The following is a 20,953-nucleotide window of genomic DNA, read 5'->3' as shown; positions in this document are numbered from 1 at the left end:
CGCTGCCGCTATGTGTTCTCCGTCACGTGTTCATCGTGGGGTTCATGGGGTGCCTCATGGGGGTCATGCGGCTCGGCGGGATCATGCGTCTCCTGTGGCTCGCCGAGCAGGATGCGCTCCAGCTCCGCCCGGCCCGGCAGGGCCGCCGGGCGGACGATCTCGCCGCCGCGTACGTATACGAACGCCGCGGAGACCGCCGACAGGGGCAGGCCCTGCTGTTCCGCCCAGGCCAGGCGGTAGACCGCCAGCTGGAGCGGGTCGGCGTTCCGCGACCGGCCGGTCTTCCAGTCGACGATCTCGTACCGCACCCCCGGCCCGTCCCCCACGGCCCGCGGCGCGCGGTACACCGCGTCGATCCGGCCCCGGATCGTCCGGCCCGCCAGCGCCAGCTGGAACGGCGCCTCGACGCGATAGGGGGTGCGATGCGCGTACGGGGTGCGCGCGAACGCCTCCTTGAGCTCGGCCAGGTCCCGCTCGTTCGCGATCTCCGGCTCGTCGTCCTCGCCGCCCGGCAGTTCGTCCGGACCCAGGAACGGAAGCGGCAGCGCCTCGAAGCGCGACTCCACCCACGCGTGGAAACGGGTGCCGCGGCGCGCGGCGGGGCGCGGCGGGCGCGGCATGGGGCGGGCCAGCTCCCGCGCGAAACCGTCGGGGTCGGCGGCCAGGCGCAGCAGCTGCGAGGCGCTGAGCGTGTACGGCAGCGGCACGTCCCGCACCGTGGCGCGGGCCCGCCGCAGCTCGCCCGCGAGCGCGTCCAGGTCCCGGTCCCAGGAGGCGACCAGCCGCGCCTCCTCGGGCGGCAGGCCACCGCGCGCCGCCTCCTCGGGGGCGGCCCTCTCCTCCGGGGTGGGCCAGCCTGCCCACAGGTCGCTGTCCTCGGGCTCGGGCTCCGCGATGTCGTCGGCGTACGGGTCGTCGTCGTACGGGTCGTCGTCGGCGTACGTCTCCGGCGCGTACGGATCGTCGTACGCGTCCTCGGGCGGGCCGGGCGGAGGCCCGCCCGTCGACGGGTGCTGCGTGTCGTGTGCCGACGGGCCGTCCGCCGCCGTCGGCTCGCTGTCCGCCGCCGCGAGGCGGTCCAGGTGGGCGAGGACCACGTCCGCGGCGTGGCGGCGGCGGGCCAGGCCCTGCGGGTCGAGGGGCAGCGGCCAGGCGCGGTCGGCGGCCGCGGCCTTGAGGGCCGGATTCTCCTCGTCCTCCTCCGGGGGCGGCGCCCACGCCTCGACCTCGCCGTGGCCCGCCTCGCAGTGCTCGCGCAGAGCCTCCAGAAAGGCCGAAGGGCCGCGCGGCTTCTTCTGCGTGGGCCCCCACCAGTGGCCGGAGCCGAGCAGCAGGGAGCGGGGGCGGGTGAAGGTCACATAGCCGAGCCGCAGTTCCTCGGTCCTCTGATGCGCCTTCATGGACTCCTTGAAGGCGGTCAGCCCCTTGGCGTTCCAGGCGGCGACGTCCGGAAGCGTCTCCGCGTCGCCGCGCAGCGCGTGCGGCAGGACCCGCGCGTTCGCCGTCCAGGACTCGCGGGCCTGGTCGCTGGGGAACTGCTTGTCGACAAGGCCCGGCACCGCCACCACGTCCCACTCAAGGCCCTTGGACTTGTGCGCGGTGAGCACCTTGACCGTGTTCTCCCCGCCGGGGAGGGAGTTGTCGAGCCCCTTCTCGTACTGCGCGGCCGTGCGCAGGAAGCCGAGGAACGCCAGCAGTCTGGCCTCGCCGTCCAGGGCCGCGAAGCCCGCGGCGACGTCGAGGAAGTTGCCGAGCGTCTCCCGGCGGCGGGCGGCCAGGGCCTGGGGCGATGCGGACAGCTCGACCTCCAGGCCGGTGGTGGCCAGCACCCGGTGGAGCACGTCCATGAGCGGGTCGGCCAGCGAGCGGCGCAGCTCGCGCAGTTCGGCGGCGAGGCGGGCGAAGCGGACCCGGGCCTCGGCCGAGAACGGCAGCCCGTCGTCCGGGCCATCGGGGGTGAGGAAGGTGTCCAGGGCGTCGGCGAGCGAGACGATCTCGGCCGGGTCGACGCCCTCGACGGCCTCAGCGAGGCGGCGGTCAGGGTCCTCGTCCGCATCTGCCGCAGGCCCCGCCGCCTCGTACCGTACGAGGGCGCGGGCGCGGCGGCCGAGCAGCGCCAGGTCGCGGGGGCCGATCCGCCAGCGCGGGCCGGTCAGCAGCCGCACCAGGGCGGCGTTGGCGCCCGGGTCCTGAAGCACCTCGCAGACGGCCACCAGATCGGCGACCTCCGGCAGGTGCAGCAGCCCGGAGAGGCCGACGACCTCCACCGGAACCTCCCGCTCCACCAGCGCGCCCTGGATCCGGGCGAAGTCGCCGGCCGTACGGCACAGCACCGCGATCTCGCCGGGCGGGGTGCCGGTACGCACCAGATGGGCGATGGAGTCGGCGAGCCAGGCCAGCTCCTCGGCGTGGGTGGGCAGCAGCGCGCAGCGCACCACACCGTCCCGCTCCGCCCCCGGCGCGGGGCGCAGCGCCTCGACGCCCTCGTGCATGGCGCGCAGGGGCGCGGCGAGCCCGTTGGCGAGGTCCAGGAGGCGGCCGCCGCTGCGCCGGTTCTCGCTGAGCGCGAAGCGGCGCGCCGGGCTGCCGTCGGCGTGCGGGAAGTGCTCGGGGAAGTCGTCGAGGTTGGCCACGGAGGCGCCGCGCCAGCCGTAGATGGCCTGGCAGGGGTCGCCGACGGCGGTGACGGCATGGCCCGTACCGCCGCCGAAGAGGCCGGAGAGCAGCAGCCGCTGGGCGACCGAGGTGTCCTGGTACTCGTCCAGGAGGACCACCGCGAACTGCTCGCGCAGAATCCGGCCGACCTCCGGGCGGGTGCGGGCCAAGGTGGCGGAGAGCGCGATCTGGTCGCCGAAGTCGAGCAGGTCGCGGCCGCGCTTGTCCGCGCGGTACGCCTCGACGAGGCCCAGGAGTTCCAGGCGGGCGTGGGCGGCCTCGGGCACCTTGCGCAGCTCGGCGTTGGTCAGCTTCGCCCCGTCGAGGGTGTGCAGCAGCTCGCCGTCGTACGCGCGCAGCCGCTCGGCGGGGACCAGGTGCTCGGCCAGTTCGGCATCGAGCGCGAGCAGATCGGTGACCAGATCGGCGAAGGGGCGGATGAGCGCCGGGAACGGCCCGGGGGCGGTGCGCAGCACGCGCGCGGCGAGCTGGAAGCGGGTGGCGTCGGCGAGCAGCCGGGCGCCCGGCTCCAGGCCGATGCGCAGGCCGTGCTCCTTGAGCAGCTGTCCGGCGAAGGCGTGGTACGTGGAGATGTTCGGCTCGCCCGCGGCGGTCTCCGGGGCCTCCGGGGCCTGCGCCCCGGCCGGCGGCGGCACCGGGTCAGGGTCCGTCACCCCCGCCTTGACCAGGGCCTTCCGTACTCGCTCGGCCAGCTCCCCGGCCGCCTTGTTGGTGAAGGTGAGGCCGAGCACCTGCTCCGGGGCGACCTGGCCGGTGCCCACCAGCCACACCACCCGAGCCGCCATCACCGTGGTCTTGCCCGAACCCGCTCCGGCCACGATCACCTGCGGGGAGGGCGGCGCGGTGATGCACGCGATCTGCTCCGGGGTGAACGGAATGCCGAGGAGCTCCTTGAGCTGCTCGGGGTCGGTGATGCGGGCGGACATTCCAGTGAGGCTATCGGGGCCCGCTGACACCGCCGTCAACACCGAGGTCGTGGCGCCGGTCCCCACCGGCCCTCGGACGAGGCCGGTGTCGCGAACGCCACATCGCTTGCTCGCTCACTCACTCCACGACGTGCCGCCCCTCCGCCCGCGCGCTGCACGCCCCGCGGAACGAACAGCGGTTGCAGTGCTCGCCCGCGCTCGGGGAGAAGCGCTCGTCCAGGACGCGCCCGGCCGCCGTGGCCAACAGCTCGCCCACCCACGCTGTCTGTGGTGGCTGCGGCGGCTCCTGCGCCTGCACCTTGGGGACGGCGTCCCCGCCGTCCTTGCGGGCGGCGCCCTGGCGCAGCTGTACGAGCTCCGCGCCGCCCGGCTCGGGGTGGCCGTCCGCGAAGAGTCCGTCCACCGCGCCCTCCCGCACCGCGAGCTGGTACACGGCCAGCTGGGGGTGGTGGGCGACGGCGTCCCGCGTCACCGACTGCTTGCCGGTCTTGAAGTCGACGACATAGGCGCGGCCTTCCCCGTCCGCCTCGACCCGGTCCATGCTGCCTCGGATCCGCACCTGGTAGGCGTCCGCCTCCAAGGTGACGTCGAATTCGTGCTCGGTGGCCACCGGGGTGCGGCCGCCGCGCTCCATCACATGCCAGCGCAGGAATCGTTCGAGCGCGGCCCGTGCATGCTCCTTCTCCTGCCGCGACTTCCAGGGCGCGTCGAAGGACAGGGCGTCCCATACGGAGTCCAGCCGCTCCATAAGGACCGCGAGATCGGCCGGGGTACGGCCGGAGGCCACCTCGTCGGCCAGGACGTGGACGACGTTGCCGAAGCCCTGGGCGGCCGTCGACGGCGTGTCGGCCTTCACCTCCCGCCCCAGGAACCACTGCAGCGAGCAGGTGTTGACGAGTTGGTCGAGCGCGCTTCCGGAGAGCGCCACGGGGCGGTCGTGGTCGCGCAGCGGGACCGCGCTGTGCGTCGGCTCGTAAAGGCCCCACCAGCGGTACGGGTGCGCCGCCGGGACGAGCGGCTGGCCGTCGTCGTCGCGCAGCGCCGCGAGCCGCGCCAGACGGCGCGCGGCGGCGTCCCGCAGGGCGTCTGAGGCCGCCGGGTCGACGGTCGTGGCGCGCAACTCGGCGACCAGCGCCGCGACCGACAGCGGGCGGCGCGGGCGCTGGGTGACGTCCACCGGCTCGACGCCCAGCTCTGCCAGGAAGCGGGAAGGCTGGTCCCCGTCGTCCGCGGCGGCCTTGACGGCGGTGACCACGAGCCGCTCCTCGGCCCGCGTCGCCGCGACGTAGAACAACCGCCGCTCCTCGGCCAGCAGCGCCCCCGGGGACAGCGGCTCGGCCAGCCCGTCCCGGCCGATCCGGTCCGCCTCCAGCAGCGAGCCACGGCGCCGCAGATCGGGCCACAGCCCCTCCTGCACCCCCGCCACCACGACGAGCCGCCACTCGAGCCCCTTGGAGCGGTGCGCGGTCATCAGCCGTACGGCGTCGGGGCTGACCATGCGGCGCGAGAGGGTGTCGGCCGCGATGTCCTGCGCGTCGATCTCGTCGAGAAAGTTGAGCGCGCCCCGGCCGCCGACGCGCTCCTCCGCGCGCGCGGCGGTCTCGAACAGCGCGCACACCGCGTCCAGGTCGCGATCCGCGTTACGCCCGGCGGCCCCGCCGCGGTGGGCGGCCCGCTCCAGCCGCTGCGGCCAGGACGTGCCGTCCCACAGCTCCCACAGCGCCTGCTCCGCCGTGCCACCGCCCGCGAGCAGTTCGCGCGCCTTGCGCAGCAGCAGACCGAGGCGCTGCGCGCCGCGCGCGTACGCCGGGTCGTGCGCGACCAGGCGCTCGGGCTCGGCGAGCGCTTCGGCGAGCAGTACGTCGGAGGGCCGCGGCACGACCCGCCCCGCCGCCCGCTCCTCCTCCCGCAGCGCCCGCCCCAACCGCCGCAGATCGGCAGCGTCCATGCCCCCGAGGGGCGAGGCGAGCAGCGTCAGCGCGGTCTCGACGTCGAGCCCGGCGGCGCTGCCGGTGGCGCCCGCGGCGTACTCGTCCCGCGCGGCCCGCTCGGTCGGCTCCGCGCGCGGGCCCGCCTCGACGGGCGACGCGTCGGCGTCGGCGTCGGCTCCGGGCCCGGCGGGCCGGGTTTGTTGAAGGAGGTCGGCGGCTGCCCCACCCACGTCGGCCCCGCCCAGCGCGGGGAAATCACCGACCGGCCTCCGGGCAGTGGTCGGCTCAGCGGACGCCTCGCCGCGAGCCGTCGGCTCGGACGGCAGGCCGGACTCGGGCACGCCCACGACCGCGCGCACGCCGTCTTCAGCCTTCGCCGGCACGGGGTCGACCGGCACGGGGTCGACCGGCACGGGGTCGGCCGGGGTGGCGTCGGCCGGCACGGGGTCGGCCACAGCGGCATCGACCGGGGCTTGGTCGCCAGACGCGCGGTCGGCGGAAGCACGGCCTGCGGAGGCGAGGTCGACCACAGCCGCGGCGGCGGAGGCGGGGGCGTCCGGGGCGGGGGCGCCAGGCGCGGCACCGGCCGCGGGGCCGGCCGCCGGGGCGGCCCGGAAGGTCCCCGGCGCGGCTCCAGCCGCGTCGGCGGCCTCGGCCTCGCCGGGGGAAGCCGCGCCCGGCGCCTCGGCGGGCCCTGTCGGCTCGGCGGGCGCCCGGCCGCGGGCCGCTGTGGGCGCGCCCCGTCCCGTGGGGTTTCGCAGCGCGGCCGTCGCGGCGGCGCGGAGGGCGGTCAGGAGGGGGGCCACGGCGGGCTCATGGCGCAGGGGGATGTCGTCGCCGTCGACCTCCACGGGCACGCCCGCCGAGGTCAGCGCGCGGCGCACGCCGGGGAGTGAGCGGCCTCCCGCACGCACCAGCACGGCCATCTCACGCCACGGAACGCCGTCCTCCAGGTGGGCGCGGCGCAGGATGTCGGCGATGTTGTCGAGCTCGGAGCCCGCCGTCGGGTAGGTGTACGCCTCGACCCGCCCGCCGCCGCGGACGGCCGACAGCTCCCGGTGGGCGCGCACCGCGTCCGCCGGGAGGCGGGTGAGCGGCATCCGGTGGGTGAGCAGGCGGGTGGCCGCGAGGAGCGCGGCGCCGGAGCGGCGGGAGGTGGTCAGGACCTGGACGGGCGCCGGTCTGCCGTCCCGGCGCGGGAAGCTGTACGGGAATTCGAGGATGCCGCCCACGTCGGCGCCGCGGAAGGCGTAGATCGACTGGTCCGGGTCGCCGAAGGCGACCAGCGTCCTGCCGCCGCCCGCCAGCGCGCGCAGCAGCCGCAGCTGGGCCACGTCCGTGTCCTGGTACTCGTCGACGAAGACGGCGTCATAGCGCGCCGCCAGCTCCGCCGCCGTGTCGGACCGCTCGGCGAGCAGCACCGCCCGGTGCACCAGCTCCGCGTAGTCCAGCACCCCCTGGGCGTCCAGCACATCCAGGTACTCCGCGAGGAAGGCCGCCGCCGCGCGCCAGTCCGGCCGGCCCTGGCGCGCCGCGAAGTCCCCCAGCGCGCGGGGGTCGAGCCCCAGCTCCCGGCTGCGCGCGAGCACCGCGCGCACCTCGTCCGCGAAGCCGCGGGTGGTCAGGCAGGCGCGCAGCTCGTCCGGCCAGCGGACCGCGGCGCGCCCCTCGCGCGCCAGCTCCGCCTGCCCGGCCAGCAGGTCACGGACGACGACGTCCTGCTCGGGGCCCGACAGCAAACGCACCGGATCGGCGAAAATGTCCATGTCCTGGTGTGCGCGGACCAGGGCATAACAGAATGAGTGGAAGGTCGTGGCCTGCGGGCCGCGGGCACCCCCCAGGCGCGCCGCCATCCGATCGCGCAGCTCGACCGCCGCCTTGCGGCTGAAGGTGAGCACAAGGATCCGCTCGGGGTCCGCACCGTCCCGCACCCGCTGGGTCACCGCCTCCACGAGTGTCGTCGTCTTACCCGTGCCCGGACCCGCGAGCACCAGCAGCGGCCCGCCCGGGTGGTCGACCACGGCGCGCTGCCGTGCGTCCAGGGCAGGCGGAGCCACCGGGTCCGGCCGGGTGCGGACCAGCCGGTACGTACCCGGGGACGGCTGCCGCGAGGACGGCTGTCGAGCCTGCCGCTGGCGCGGAAGGGACGAGGAGGAGGAGCTCACGTGGATCGCCGGTCCTGGTGGGTGTGCTGGGTGCGGCACAGCCTCTCATGTGACGCGGGGCGTCACCCGTATGGCTGTGGATACGGCCGCGGGCGCGCCGCGGCGCTCAGGCATGGCTCCGGCCGGCCGGGGAACCGGCGGGCGCGCCGCCCGTCGTCAGTCGGCACCGCCCCCACCAGCCCCGCCGTCCCCGCCGGCCTCGCCCTCACCGCCGTCCCAGCGGGCCCGGGCGAGGTCGAGCCGCGGCAGATGGCCCTCGGCCGAGCGCGCCGCCTCGCGCAGCGGCGTGCCCTCCTCCCGGTAGTGGTCCAGCGCGCGCAGCTCATGGCCGGACAGCAGCACGCCGTCTGCGCGCACCACGCGCCACCAGGGCACGGCACCCCCGTAGAGCGCCATGACGCGGCCCACCTGTCGCGGGCCGCCCTCGTCCAGCCATTCGGCAACATCGCCATACGTCATCACCCGGCCGGGCGGAATCAGCTCGGCGACCTCCAGCACTCGCTCCGCGTACTCGGGCAGCTCATGCGCGGCCCCCGTCCGCTCGCCCTCGGCGCGCTCACCGCTGTGATCGGGAATCCGGCTCATCCGGCACATCCTGCCGCATCCCACCGACAGCCCCGCCGGCCCTCCACAGGGCCGTCCCTCGATCCCCTCACCAAGGGTGCATCGTGCCCATACACGACGTACGATCCGGATTTCACGCCCCCGAAATGCACCCTGATGCCCACCTCCCCAGCCCGGGCATGCCACCATCTTCCGGGCGGTGACTGGTGATACGAGATCAAGAAGAGACAGCCGAGCAGCAGGGTGCGCAGCCTCCTGAAGGGGAGGCCCGCGCCCCCAAGGCGCTGCCCCGCGCCAAAGAGCCGGAGCCGTCCGCCGTCACCCCGGATCCGTCCCCCGTCACCCCGGATTCCCCCGCTTCTTCCGGTTCTCCCGAATCCCCCGAATCCCCCGAATCCCCCGACTGCGACGACCCCCATCCGCACGTCGACCGCGTCTCCGGCGACGAGCCGCTGCTCCCCGCCCGCGTCCACCGCCCCTTCGACCTGCTGCGGCTGCTGCTCGGCATCCTGGGCATCGGCACCGTGCTGGCCATCGCGGCCTTCGCGCACGGCACCACCGCCGGTCTGGAGAAGGACATCGGCCAGGGCGCCGACCAGGCGCCGACGCTGCTGATCGACTTCGCGGGCCTGGCGGCCAGCGTCGCGGTGCTGCTGCTTCCGATGGCGTTCGCCATCGAGCGGCTGATCAAACGCGACGGGCTGCGGATCGCCGACGGCGTGCTGGCGGCGGTCCTCGCCCACGGCGTGTCCCTGGCCACCGACCTGTGGGTGGCCCGTGGCGCCCCCGAATCGATCCGGGAGGCACTCACCCAGCCGGCGCCCGGCGGCACCTTCAGCGACCCCGTACACGGCTATCTGGCACCCGTCATCGCCTATATGACGGCCGTCGGCATGGCCCGCCGCCCGCGCTGGCGGGTGGCCATGTGGTTCGTGCTGCTGCTCGACGCCTTCGCGGTGCTGGTGGGCGGCTACACCACACCGTTCTCGATCATCATCACCGTGCTGATCGGCTGGACCGTGGCCTACGGCACGCTGTACGCCGTCGGCTCGCCGAACGTACGGCCCACCGGACAGCATCTGCTCGCCGGACTGCGCCGCGTCGGCTTCGCCCCGGTCAGCGCGCTGCGGTACGAGGACTCCGCGGACGGCGAGCACGGGAACCACAACGACCGCGGCCGCCGCTATCTGGTCACGCTCGAGGACGGCCCGCCCCTGGACGTCACCGTCGTGGACCGCGAACAGCAGGCCCAGGGGTTCTTCTACCGCGTCTGGCAGCGGCTGACGCTGCGCACCATCACCCCGCCGCGCAGCCTCCAGTCGCTGCGCCAGGCCCTCGAGCAGGAGGCGCTGCTGTCGTACGCGGCCATCGCGGCCGGCGCCAACGCGCCGAAGCTGATCGCCACCTCCGAGCTCGGCCCGGACGCCGTGATGCTGGTCTACGAACACCTCGGCGGCCGTCCGCTCAACGCGCTGCCCGACGAGGCGATCACCGACGAGCTGCTGGCCGAGGCCTGGCAGCAGGTCCAGGCGCTGCAGTCCCGCCGTATCGCCCACCGCCGCCTCGACGGCGACGCGCTGCTGGTGGACCGCTCCGGCAAGGTCGTGCTGACCGATCTGCGCGGCGGGGAGATCGCGGCCGGCGACGTGGTGCTGCGGATGGATGTCGCACAGCTGCTCACCACGCTCGGGCTACGGGTCGGCGCGGAGCGGTCCGTCGCCGCCGCGGCCCGGGTCCTCGGCCCCGACGCGGTCGCCGACAGCCTCCCGCTGCTCCAGCCGCTCGCCCTCAACCGCAGCACCCGCGCGACGCTGCGCCAGCTGGCGCGCGAGCGCGCGCAGCGGCAGCGGGAAGCCGTCCTGGATGCCTCGCGCGCCGCCAAGGAAGCCCGGGAGGCCAAGGCCGCCAAAGAGGCCGAGGAAGCCGGAGAGGCGGCGGAGCGGGCCGAGGCCGCGGACGAGACCGCGGAGAAGGCCAGGCATCGGCCGACAGCGACCGCGGCCGCGGTCGACCGCAAGGTGCTCAAGGCCGAGAAGCAGGCGGAGAAGCGGGCGATCGACGAGGCCCTGGAGGGGGCCCGGGAGGAGGACCTGCTCTCCCAGATCCGTCAGCAGGTGCTGCTGATCAGGCCGCAGGCCCCGATAGAGCCGGTGCGGCTGGAGCGCATCAAGCCGCGCACGCTGGTCAGCTTCTGCGCGGGCGCCTTCGCCGCGTACTTCCTGCTGTCCCAGTTCACCCACATCAAGCTGGGCACGGTGGTCGGCGAGGCCAACTGGATCTGGGTGGTGGCCGCGCTGCTGTTCTCGGCGCTGACGTACGTCGCGGCGGCGCTGAGCCTGCTGGGCTTCGTACCGGAGAAGGTGCCGTTCGGGCGCACCGTGCTGGCGCAGGTCGCCGCGTCGTTCGTGAAGCTGGTGGCGCCCGCCGCGGTCGGCGGGGTCGCGCTCAACGCCCGCTTCCTGCAGCGCCAGGGGGTGCGCCCCGGGCTGGCGGTGGCCAGCGTCGGCGCGTCCCAGCTGTTCGGCCTCGCCAGCCATATCCTGCTGCTGCTGACCTTCGGCTATATCACCGGGACCGAGCGCACCCCGACCCTCTCGCCGTCCCGCACGGTGATCGCCGGGCTGCTGACGGCCGCGGTGCTCGCGCTCGTGGTGGCCGCGATCCCGGTGCTGCGGAAGTTCGTGTCCACGCGGGTGCGGTCCCTGTTCGCGGGCGTCGTCCCGCGGATGCTGGACGTGCTGCAGCGGCCCAAGAAGCTGCTCACCGGCATCGGCGGGATGCTGCTGCTGACGGCGGCCAACGTGCTGTGCCTCGACGCCTCGATCCGGGCGTTCGGCGGCGACATGAGCTACGCGAGCATCGCCGTGGTCTTCCTCGCGGGCAACGCCCTGGGGTCGGCCGCGCCCACCCCGGGCGGCGTCGGAGCCGTCGAGGCGGCGCTGATCGCGGGTCTGACGCTGGCCGGGCTGCCGTACGAGACGGCCGCGCCCGCGGTGCTGCTGTTCCGGCTGATGGTCTTCTGGCTGCCGGTGCTGCCGGGCTGGCTGGCCTTCACCCACCTCACCCGCAAAGAGGCCCTGTAGTCACCCGTACGCCCGCACAGCGCGCGCCGGGCCCGCGCAGGCCCGAGGATGGCGGCACGCCCCCACTCCCGGAGAGCCGCCGTGTCCCGATCCGTACGCGCCGGTGCGTCGGCCGCCGTCGCCCTGCTGCTGACCGCCGCCGTCGGCTGCGGTGGAAGCGGTGGCGGACGGCCGGACACCTCGGCTCACCAGAAGCTGAAGTGGTCCACCTGCCCTGCCCCCGACGACAGCGAGGACGGGGCGACCAAGGCCCCCGGCAAGCAGTGGGAGTGCGCGACGCTCCACGTCCCGCTGGACTACGGCAAGCCGCACGGGGACACCATCGGCATCGCCCTGATCCGTGCCAAGGCCACCCAGCCGAACCAGCGGATCGGCTCGCTCATCTTCAACTTCGGCGGCCCCGGCGGCTCCGGCGTCTCCACCCTCCCCGCCCTCGCGAGCGGCTACAAGGAGCTGCGTACCCGCTATGACCTGGTCAGCTTCGATCCGCGCGGGGTCGGCCGCAGCAGCGGGGTGAGATGCCTGGGGAACAGGCAGCTCGACGCCTTCTACGCGGCCGACTCGACCCCGGACGACTCCGCGGAGGTGAAGTCCCTTGTAAGCCGCGTCAAGCGGTACGCCGCCGCCTGTGAGAAGAACTCCGGGAAGCTGCTTCCGTATGTCGGCACCGCCAACGCCGCCCGTGACATGGATCTCATGCGCAGCGTCCTGGGCGACGACAAGCTCCACTACTTCGGCGTCTCCTACGGCACCGAACTGGGCGGCGTCTACGCCCACCTGTTCCCCAAGAAGGTGGGGCGCGCGCTCTTCGACGGCGTCGTCGACCCGGCACAGGACCCGGCGCAGGGCTCCATCGGCCAGGCGAAGGGCTTTCAGCTGGCGCTCAACGACTACATGAAGGCGTGCGACGCGACTGGCAACGGCTACAGCTGCCCCACACAGCCGGAGATCCGCGCGCTGCAGAAGAGGCTCGACCGGCGCCCGGTGCCCGGCATCGGCAACCGCGGTCTGACCGAGTCCCTGGCCAACGGGGGCATCGCGCAATCCCTCTACTCGCAGGACTTCTGGCAGTACCTCACCCAGGGCATCGCGGACGCCCAAAAGGGCGACGGCAAAATCCTGCTGGCCCTCGGCGACGCCATGAACGGCCGCAACCCGGACGGCAACTACAGCACCCTGCAGTCCTCCCTCACCGCGATCTCCTGCGCCGACTTCAAACAGCGCTACACGGTCGACGACATCGAGGCGAAGCTGCCCGCGTTCCGCAAGGCGTCCCCGGTCTTCGGCCCGTACCTGGCCTGGAGCCTCACCCAGTGCACCGGCTGGCCGGTGCACGGCGCCTGGCGCACCCCGGACGTCAGCGCCCCGGGCGCCGCGCCGATCCTGGTCGTCGGCAACACCGGTGACCCGGCCACCCCGTACGCGGGCGCCCGGAAGATGGTGGAGGAACTGGGCCCCGGCGTCGGCGTGGAGCTGACGTACCGGGGCGAGGGGCATGGCGCGTACGACAGCGGCAACGCCTGTGTGCGCCGTACGGTCAACGACTATCTGCTGCGGGGCAAGGTGCCGCCGAGCGGAAAGGTCTGCGGCTAGATGCGTCCAGTGGGGCCTGCGTTGAGCAGGCACCCTTACGTTCCGTAATCTGTGACCGAACTGAGAAGGGACCTGAACCTTCCAGGTCATACCGTGCTCATAGGATCCTCGACTATGTCGAGTTCCATACGCACCATACGGGCCAGGACATTGGTCTCCGCGGCCGTCGTGGTCGCACTCACCGCCGTCGCGGGTTGCAACGACGACGGCGGCTCCAACAATGGCAAGGGCGACAAGGACAAGGCGTCAGAGGCGCCGTCGGCCTCCGGCCTGCCCGGCTCCCTCACGGAACAGAAGCTCAGCTGGAAGTCCTGCCCGGCGCCCACCACCCTCCAGGGCGCCGGCGAGGCCCCGGGCGGCGAATGGCAATGCTCGACCATGCGCGTTCCGCTGGACTACGCCAAGCCGGACGGCGAGACGATCGACCTCGCCCTGATCCGTTCCGAAGCCACCGACCCGAACAAGCGGATCGGCTCGCTCATCTTCAACTTCGGCGGCCCCGGCGGCTCCGGCGTCTCCACCCTCCCCGGCTTCGGCAAGGACTACCAGCGGCTGCGCGCCCGTTACGACCTGGTCAGCTTCGACCCGCGCGGGGTCGGCGAGAGCGCGGGCGTCAAGTGCCTGAGCGACAAGGAAGCCGACGCGTCCGACGCCGTGGACGGCTCGCCGGACGACGCCACCGAGCTCGCGGCGGCGACGGCGGACCAGAAGAAGTACGTCGCCGCGTGCCAGAAGAACTCCGCCAAGGTGCTCCCCCACGTGGACACCGTCAGCGCCGCCCGCGACATGGACCTGATGCGGGAGGTGCTCGGCGACAAGAAGCTGCACTACTTCGGCATCTCGTACGGCACCGAACTGGGCGGCGTCTACGCCCACCTCTACCCCAAGAACGTCGGGCGCGCCGTCTTCGACGCCGTCGTCGACCCGACCGAGGACCCCGAGCGGGGCAACTTCGGCCAGGCGAAGGGCTTCCAGCTCGCCCTGGACAACTACCTCAAGGACTGCGCCACCAAGGGTCTGACCTGCCCGCTCGGCAGCGACCCCGACAAGGCCGAGCAGACGATCGTCTCGCTGCTGAAGCGGCTCGACAAGAACCCGCTGCCCACCAGGAGCGGCCGCGAGCTCACCCAGGACCAGGCCGTGGGCGGTATCGCCGCCGCGCTGTACAGCAAGGACAGCTGGCAGTACCTGACGATGGGGCTGACCGAGGCCCTGCAAGCCAAGCAGGGCAACATACTGCTCCTGATGGCAGACTCCATGGCCGGCCGCGACGAGAACGGCCACTACAGCAACATCGGGCCCGCCAACGTCGCGATCAACTGCGTGGACGACAAGCAGCGCTACACGGTCGCCGATGTGAAGGCGAAGCTGCCCGAGTACCGCAAGGCGTCCCCGGTCTTCGGCGAGTTCCTGGCCTGGGGCATGCTCTCGTGCATGGACTGGCCGGTGGCGGGCAAGACCGACCACCCCGAGGTCAGCGCCCCGGGCTCGGCGCCGATCCTGGTCGTCGGCAACACCGGTGACCCGGCCACGCCGTACGAGGGCGCGCGGAAGATGGCCAAGGGTCTTGGCGAGGGCGTCGGCGTGGAGCTCACCAACAAGGGTGAGGGCCACGGCGCGTACAACGGCGGCAGCAAGTGCACGACGGCGGTCGTGGACGACTACCTGCTGAACGGGAAGGTGCCGGCGGACGGCAAGGTCTGCTCCTGACCCTTTCCCTCGTTCTCCCGCATACGAAGGGCCCCGCACCGATCCTCGGCGCGGGGCCCTTCGGCGTCTCCACGGCGCCTCTTACGGCCGCGTCAGTAGACGGGCTTCTCGGGCTCGATCTGGTGGACCCAGCCGATGACGCCGCCGCCCACATGCACCGCGTCGGAGAAGCCGGCGGACTTCAGGACGGCCAGGACTTCCGCCGATCGGACACCCGTCTTGCAATGCAAGACGATCTTCTTGTCCTGCGGAAGGTCCTGGAGGGCGTTGCCCATCAGGAACTCGTTCTTCGGGATCAGCCGGGCGCCGGGGATCGAGACGATCTCGTACTCGTTCGGCTCGCGGACGTCGATGATGTCGATGTTCTCACCGTCGTCGATCCACTCCTTGAGCTGCTTGGGAGTGATCGTCGAACCGGCCGCCGCTTCCTGGGCCTCCTCCGACACGACGCCGCAGAACGCCTCGTAGTCGATCAGCTCGGTGACGGTGGGGTTCTCACCGCAGACCGCGCAGTCGGGGTCCTTGCGGACCTTGACCTGGCGGTAGGTCATCTCCAGGGCATCGTAGATCATCAGACGGCCGACCAGCGGCTCACCGGTGCCGGTGAGCACCTTGATGGCCTCCGTGACCTGGATCGAGCCGATGGAGGCGCACAGCACGCCGAGCACGCCGCCCTCAGCGCAGGAGGGGACCATGCCGGGCGGCGGGGGCTCCGGGTACAGGCAGCGGTAGCAGGGACCGTGCTCGGACCAGAAGACCGACGCCTGGCCGTCGAAGCGGTAGATCGACCCCCATACGTACGGCTTGTTCAGCAGCACGCACGCGTCGTTGACCAGATAGCGGGTGGCGAAGTTGTCCGTGCCGTCCACGATCAGGTCGTACTGGGAGAAGATCTCCATGACGTTGTCGGCCTCGAGGCGCTCCTCGTGCAGCACAACGTTCACATACGGGTTGATGCCGAGCACCGAGTCACGCGCGGACTCCGCCTTGGAGCGGCCGATGTCCGCCTGGCTGTGGATGATCTGGCGCTGCAGGTTGGACTCGTCTACCTCGTCGAACTCCACGATGCCGAGGGTGCCGACACCGGCCGCGGCGAGGTACATGAGCGCGGGCGAGCCGAGACCGCCCGCGCCCACACACAGCACCTTGGCGTTCTTCAGCCGCTTCTGCCCGTCCATCCCCACATCAGGGATGATCAGATGGCGTGAGTACCTGCGGACCTCGTCGACGGTGAGCTCGGCGGCCGGCTCGACCAGGGGTGGCAGCGACACGGGGACTCCGTAGTGGGTGGGAGCAGGGTTGTTCTTCTGGTAACACTGCCATGGCCCATCTCATTCCGAGACGGGTGGTCCGGTCCGCGAGACGGATCCGTCCCATCACCCGGGCAACCCCGCCGCCGGCCGTCACACCGGCCGTCGGCCCGGCCTTCCCGACAGCCCTCAGATCCGGCACGCCGCCTCCATCCAGATATCGGCCAGGGACTCCTCCAGCACGATCCTGGAGCGCCAGCCGAGCCGGTCGCGCGCGGTGCGCACATCCGCCTGCTGCCAGCTACCGCAGCCGTCCGGGTACGGATAGCCCGCCCCGCCGCCCACATGCTCGATCTGCGCCCCGGCCGGACCACCCGGGCCGCCCGGGGCGGCGTGGTGCAGCGGCCCGCGCCCCGGCGGGCCGTCGATCTCGTGCAGCGTGCCGCCGTAGCCCGCCACCCGGGCGAGTACGGCCGCCGCGTCGCGCAGCCGGACGGCCCGCCCGCTGCCGATGTTGACGACCCCCTGCGCGGCCGAGAGCGAGGCCGCGTGCACCGCCCGCGCCACGTCCCGTACGTCCACGAAGTCGCGCTGCACCCCGAGGCCGCTCAACTTCAGCTCACCGTCCCCGGCCTGCATGGCCCGGCGCATCGCCTCGGCCAGCCGGCCCAGCGGCGACCCGGCCGGGGTGCCGGGCCCGACCGGCGAGAAGACCCGCAGCACCACCGCGTCCAGGCCCGACCCCAGCACCAGCTCGGTCGCGGCCAGCTTGCTCACCCCGTACGGACCGCCGGGGCGCGGCACGGCGTCCTCCGCCGTCGACGAGCCGGGCTGGGACGGCCCGTACTCCGAGGAGCAGCCGACCTGGACCAGCCGGGCGCCGCAGCCGCTGCGCCGCAGCGACTCGCAGATCGTCGCCACGGCCACGGTGTTGTGCCGGGTCAGCTCGCGCGCCCCGCCACGGGTCGCGCCCGCGCAGTTGATCACCACTCCCGGGTGGACGGCGTTCAGAAAGCGGGTCAGCGCCCCGGGGCTGCCGGTGGACAGGTCGAACCGCACATCGGCGTCGTCGCCGCGGCCGAGCGCGGTGAGCTGGACGGCGGGGTCGGCGAGCAGGTGTTCGGCGACGTAGCGGCCGAGATATCCCCCGGAGCCGAGCAGCAGGACTCTCATCGGTCACGCTCCAGGGGCTGTGGGTCGGTCATGTCGTCGCTCATGTCATGTGCTCCTAGTGGTGATGGGGTGGAGAGGGGCGCGAGAAGCGGTGAGATACGGGGCGTACGGGACGCCCGGGGTGCCCGAGGTGTGGGCCGAGGCGCGGGAGAGCGCGGCGAACGCGTAGGCCAGCAGCGCGAGGGCCGTGACGCCGCAGACCGCGGCCGGGAGGCCGGCAGGTCCGCAGACGGCCGAGGCCCTGGCCACCGCCTCGGCGAACGCCTCGCCGCCAGGCAGCCGGCCGACCACGGTCCCGCCCAGCACCGCCGCCTCGGCAGCGCAGGCCACGGCGGTGCCGGTGGCGGCGGCCCGGCGGAAGCCGTGGACGGCGAGCAGCCGGGCGACGAACAGCAGGACGCACACGGCCACCACATCGGAGGCGACGGCTGTCGGAACGGCCCCGGGCGGGCGGCCGGGCAGCGGCAGCGCGAACCGGACGGCGAGCTGGACCGCGAGCACCAGGGGCGGCAGGGCACAGAGGAACAGCGCCACCGTGCCCGCGAGCAGCGGCCGCACTCCCGCCGCGAACTCCGCGAGCCCACGGCTGCCCACCAGCCTCCGGCGCGCCCGCCGGGCGAACCAGCGCGCACACCACGCGGCGGGCGCGACGGCGAGGGCGAGAACCACGGCGGCCTCGGCGGCGGGCGCGACGTCGTAAGGCCGCCACGCGCCGGTCCGGGCCCCGTCCAGCAGCCAGTCGCCGCACAGTGCGTACGCGATGAGCCAGCCGACGCGCAGCAGCCCGGCCAACCCGCCGCCCCGCACCTTCAGCGGCCCGCGCGCCAGGCACAGCCACAACGCGGCCATCACCAACGCGCCCCCACCGACCCCGGCGGCCACCCGCTCCCCCACCGCCCCGCCCCGCGCCCTGGCCAGCCCGACGACGGTCGCCACCCCCAGCGCCCCGGGCACCAGATGCAGCGCCCCCACAGCCAGCCGCCCGCCGACCCGCCCGCGCGACGGCACGGCCGCCGAGGCGTCCGGGCCGCCCGGGCCCTCGTCGTCGCGGGGGACGCGCGCGTACAGCTCCTCGGCGAGCGAGAAGACATCACGATGCCGAAACCGGGCGGCGGTGCGGTCCGTCACGCCATGAGCCTCGAGACCGGCGGCGATCTCCAGCGGATCGACGGCGCCCGCGCACAGCTCGCGATGACGCCGCATCAACCCCCGCACGGGATCGGCCGACCCCCGCCCCACGGCTCCCGTGGCGGCGGCCTCGCCCCCGCCCGGCGCGCCGTCGCCGCGGCCCTCGGCGCGTCGGGCGTCGTCGACGCGCCGAGGGCGCCGGCCGGAGCCGGAGCTGGGGCTGGGGATCGGACCGGCGGCCGGAACGGAGCCGGAGGCGGCAGCCGCCCGCGGCCTGGCCGACGACGCGGGGCCGCCGCTCCCAAGTCCTTCACACGGCGCCCCGCCCGCCTCCGGCTGAGGCGCCCCGCTCACGAGCGCACGTGACTGCGCATCCCAACCGCCAGGGCTGCGAGGAGTCCGCGGAGCGTCCGCCCAACGCCCCCGCCGCGCGCCGGATCCCCCAGCGGGCATTTCGCCGACCGCCCGCCGCCCGCCAGGGGGCGGCGCGCCGTCGGTGTCGGTGCTGGACGGCCGGAAGGCGCCCCCCGGAAAGGCAGGGCGCGCAGACCGCCCTCCGGGTGGCTCCGCGGCCCCCGGCTCGCCCGCGCCAGACGGTGCACCGTCGCCGACTCCACCCCGGGAAGACCCGGCAGAGCCGGAAGTCCCGGAAGCCGCCCCGGCGTCGTCGCCGTCCTCCGGGCCCGTGGCGCCCGGGCGGCGGGTCATGGACGCGCCTCTTCCGGCCGGGGGGCGTACGGGCCCACGGCCAGGGGTTCCGGTTCGGGTTCAGGGCCGGGCCGCGCCGTGGCCCAGGTGGGGGTGTGGGTGGCGGGCAAGGGGGCCGGGCCGGCGCCGCCCGCCCAGCGGCCGGGGATGTGGGCCTCCGCCGGGCGGGCGAAGGGCACGGGTTCGCCGTCCGGGCCGTACTCCCCGCGGCGCACCGGGCAGTGCGACATGAGCTCCAGATAGATGCCGCGGAACGCCGCCACGTTCTGTTCGGCCGTGAAGAGCTCCAGCGCGCGGGCGCGCGCCGCGGCGCCCAGGCGTTCGCGGCGCTCGGGGTCGGCGAGGAGTTCGAGGCACGCGTCCGCGAGCGCGCGCGGGTTGCACGGCGGGACCACCAGGCCCGTGCCGCCGATGACTTCGCACACCGCGCCGACGTCCGTCGACACCGTGGCGCGCCCGCAGAACATCGCCTCCACCAGCCCGACCGGGAAGCCCTCGACCAGGCTGGACAGCACGACCACGCTCCCCGCCGCGTACGCGTCAGCCGCCGACGGCAGCCCGGGGTCGCCGAGGCGTTCGAAGGAGACCGGGTTGTCAGCGGCCTCAGCAGGGAAGAGGTGGGCAGCGAGGGCGCGGCAGTGGGCCGGGTAGCCGTCGGCGGGGGCGGAGGCGGGGCGCCCGGTCTCGACGAGGCGCAGCCGCGCGCGGGGCACCGCACGCCGCACCTGGGCGAAGGCGTGCAGCAGGGCCGCGACGTCCTTGGCGGGCTCGAGACGGCCCAGCCACACCAGCGTCCAGCCGTCGTCGCCCCGCGCCCCGGCGCCGTCGCCGTCGCCCGCACCCGCGCCGCGCTCGCCGACCTCCGCGAAGCGGCTCGCGTCCATGCCGGGGTAGACGGTGCGCAGCCGCTCCGGGGCGGCGCCGCACCGCTCCTGCCAGCGGCGGGCATGGGTGTTGCCGGGGGTGGTCAGCGCCGCGCGGGCGTACGCCTCGGCGGTCAGCCGGCCCTGGAACGAGGCGAGCAGTGTCCGCACCGGGGCGGAGAGCACCGCGCCGCCCGGGCCCGCCGCGCTCGCCAGGTAGTACTCGCGCAGCCGTACGCCGTACTCGGTGATCAGGAGGGGCGTGCCGAAGAAGCGCCGGGCCAGCATCCCCGGGAGCGCGGCCAGGCCCGCGGAGGAGGCATGGCACAGGTCCACGCCGGACAGGCCGGCCTCGCCGGAGGAGCCCTCACCGCCAGGGCCCTCGCCGCCTCCCCCGCCGCCTCCCTCACCGTCGCCGTACCAGTCGAGCGACAGCGGCCGCAGCGCGCGCTCCAGCGCGCCGGTCACGGTCAGCAGGTCGGCCACCCGCGCCCGGTGGGCACCCTGAAGCGCACCGGGCGCGTGGCAGGCCCGCTCCAGGGCGCGTACGGCCGTCTCGGAGCGCAGCGCGGCGGGCAGCCCGCCGTGCTCCCGGGCCAGCTCGGCGAGCCCGTACAGGCCGCTGGCGAAACGGTCCGCCTGCGATCCGGCAGCCCCCGCGGCCCCCGCGGTTCCGGCCGCCCCTGCGGCAGCGGGCGCGCCGGGGCTCCCGGGGCCGCCCGGCGCGCTGATCGCCGCCGCCAGCTCCCCGAAGCACTCCGCGAACCGCCGCCGCTCGCGCCGCCCGTACCTCCCCCGGTCCCGGCGCGGCGCCCGCGCCGCCTCCCCCCACAGCGGTGCGGTACGGACCCGCCGCACCGCGCCGGGCAGCTCCATGAAGCCCCCCGCCGCCTGGCGGGCGCTCCGGCTGAGGGCGTAGACCTCGAACTCGTGCTGGGCCAGCCCCCGCACCAGCCGGTCGCACCACAGCCGCGCCTCACCATCCGCGTACGGGTACCCACCCTCCGTGAGCAGTCCCACGCGCATGAGCGCACCCCCGATCTCCCATGTCGGCAAGCCGTCGCGCCGCCGTCCGGCAGCGGGAGCACGTTATGCGGGCAGGGTGGTGGGGGGGGGGGCGGCGGGGGGGGTGCCGAACACACCGAGGAGGGGCTACGCGGACTATAGGAAGGTCACGGCGGGT

General features: G+C 74.4%; 10 protein-coding genes. 3 read left to right on the top strand and 7 right to left on the bottom strand.

The features are described from left to right. Window positions 1-8: 8 nt before the first annotated feature. The 3 genes from ACFV2X_RS26075 to ACFV2X_RS26065 form a co-directional block, all read right to left on the bottom strand. Window positions 9-3,602: a UvrD-helicase domain-containing protein gene (locus tag ACFV2X_RS26075; protein ID WP_385620612.1), complete on the bottom strand. Its 3,594-nt coding sequence runs from the start codon at window positions 3,600-3,602 to the stop codon at window positions 9-11. A 118-nt stretch (window positions 3,603-3,720) separates the two neighbouring features. Continuing rightward, complete coding sequence (locus ACFV2X_RS26070) at window positions 3,721-7,698, bottom strand: UvrD-helicase domain-containing protein (RefSeq protein ID WP_385620610.1); 3,978 nt, start codon at window positions 7,696-7,698, stop codon at window positions 3,721-3,723. A 156-nt stretch (window positions 7,699-7,854) separates the two neighbouring features. Beyond that, a complete protein-coding gene (locus ACFV2X_RS26065; protein ID WP_385620607.1) occupies window positions 7,855-8,283 on the bottom strand; it encodes an MGMT family protein in 429 nt (142 codons plus the stop codon). Between the two features lie 185 nt (window positions 8,284-8,468). On the opposite strand from ACFV2X_RS26065, the gene ACFV2X_RS26060 reads away from it, so the two are divergent. From ACFV2X_RS26060 to ACFV2X_RS26050, 3 genes are all read left to right on the top strand, one after another. Further along, window positions 8,469-11,345: a YbhN family protein gene (locus ACFV2X_RS26060; protein WP_385620604.1), complete on the top strand. Its 2,877-nt coding sequence runs from the start codon at window positions 8,469-8,471 to the stop codon at window positions 11,343-11,345. Window positions 11,346-11,393: 48 nt separating this feature from the next. Next, window positions 11,394-12,938 carry an alpha/beta hydrolase gene (locus ACFV2X_RS26055; RefSeq protein WP_385620601.1) on the top strand — a complete coding sequence of 515 codons (1,545 nt, stop codon included), beginning with the start codon at window positions 11,394-11,396 and terminating at the stop codon, window positions 12,936-12,938. Window positions 12,939-13,052: 114 nt separating this feature from the next. Beyond that, complete coding sequence (locus ACFV2X_RS26050; RefSeq protein WP_385620599.1) at window positions 13,053-14,648, top strand: alpha/beta hydrolase; 1,596 nt, start codon at window positions 13,053-13,055, stop codon at window positions 14,646-14,648. A 92-nt stretch (window positions 14,649-14,740) separates the two neighbouring features. On the opposite strand, the gene moeZ is transcribed toward ACFV2X_RS26050, so the two are convergent. From moeZ to ACFV2X_RS26030, 4 genes are all read right to left on the bottom strand, one after another. Further along, entirely contained in the window at window positions 14,741-15,919 is a 1,179-nt protein-coding gene (gene moeZ, locus ACFV2X_RS26045) for an adenylyltransferase/sulfurtransferase MoeZ (RefSeq protein WP_089504958.1), read from the bottom strand. A gap of 168 nt (window positions 15,920-16,087) precedes the next feature. Then, window positions 16,088-17,071 (bottom strand): NAD-dependent epimerase/dehydratase, encoded by a 984-nt coding sequence (locus ACFV2X_RS26040; protein ID WP_385620597.1) that lies wholly within the window; start codon window positions 17,069-17,071, stop codon window positions 16,088-16,090. Window positions 17,072-17,116: 45 nt separating this feature from the next. Continuing rightward, window positions 17,117-18,553: a hypothetical protein gene (locus tag ACFV2X_RS26035; RefSeq protein ID WP_385620594.1), complete on the bottom strand. Its 1,437-nt coding sequence runs from the start codon at window positions 18,551-18,553 to the stop codon at window positions 17,117-17,119. Window positions 18,554-18,903: 350 nt separating this feature from the next. Then, complete coding sequence (locus tag ACFV2X_RS26030; protein WP_385620591.1) at window positions 18,904-20,796, bottom strand: DUF3492 domain-containing protein; 1,893 nt, start codon at window positions 20,794-20,796, stop codon at window positions 18,904-18,906. Window positions 20,797-20,953 lie beyond the last annotated feature (157 nt).

Origin of the sequence: Streptomyces sp. NPDC059679 (assembly GCF_042734105.1) — a bacterium.
Taxonomy (GTDB): Bacteria; Actinomycetota; Actinomycetes; order Streptomycetales; family Streptomycetaceae; genus Streptomyces.
This window is presented reverse-complemented; position numbering and strand designations above follow the sequence as displayed.

Coding starts and splice junctions, on each gene's coding strand:
- ACFV2X_RS26075 (WP_385620612.1), bottom strand. CDS start 3,602: ATGTCCGCCCGCATCACCGACCCCGAGCAGCTCAAGGAGCTCCTCGGC.
- ACFV2X_RS26065 (WP_385620607.1), bottom strand. CDS start 8,283: ATGAGCCGGATTCCCGATCACAGCGGTGAGCGCGCCGAGGGCGAGCGG.
- ACFV2X_RS26055 (WP_385620601.1), top strand. CDS start 11,394: ATGGCGGCACGCCCCCACTCCCGGAGAGCCGCCGTGTCCCGATCCGTA.
- ACFV2X_RS26050 (WP_385620599.1), top strand. CDS start 13,053: ATGTCGAGTTCCATACGCACCATACGGGCCAGGACATTGGTCTCCGCG.
- ACFV2X_RS26040 (WP_385620597.1), bottom strand. CDS start 17,071: ATGAGAGTCCTGCTGCTCGGCTCCGGGGGATATCTCGGCCGCTACGTC.
- ACFV2X_RS26030 (WP_385620591.1), bottom strand. CDS start 20,796: ATGCGCGTGGGACTGCTCACGGAGGGTGGGTACCCGTACGCGGATGGT.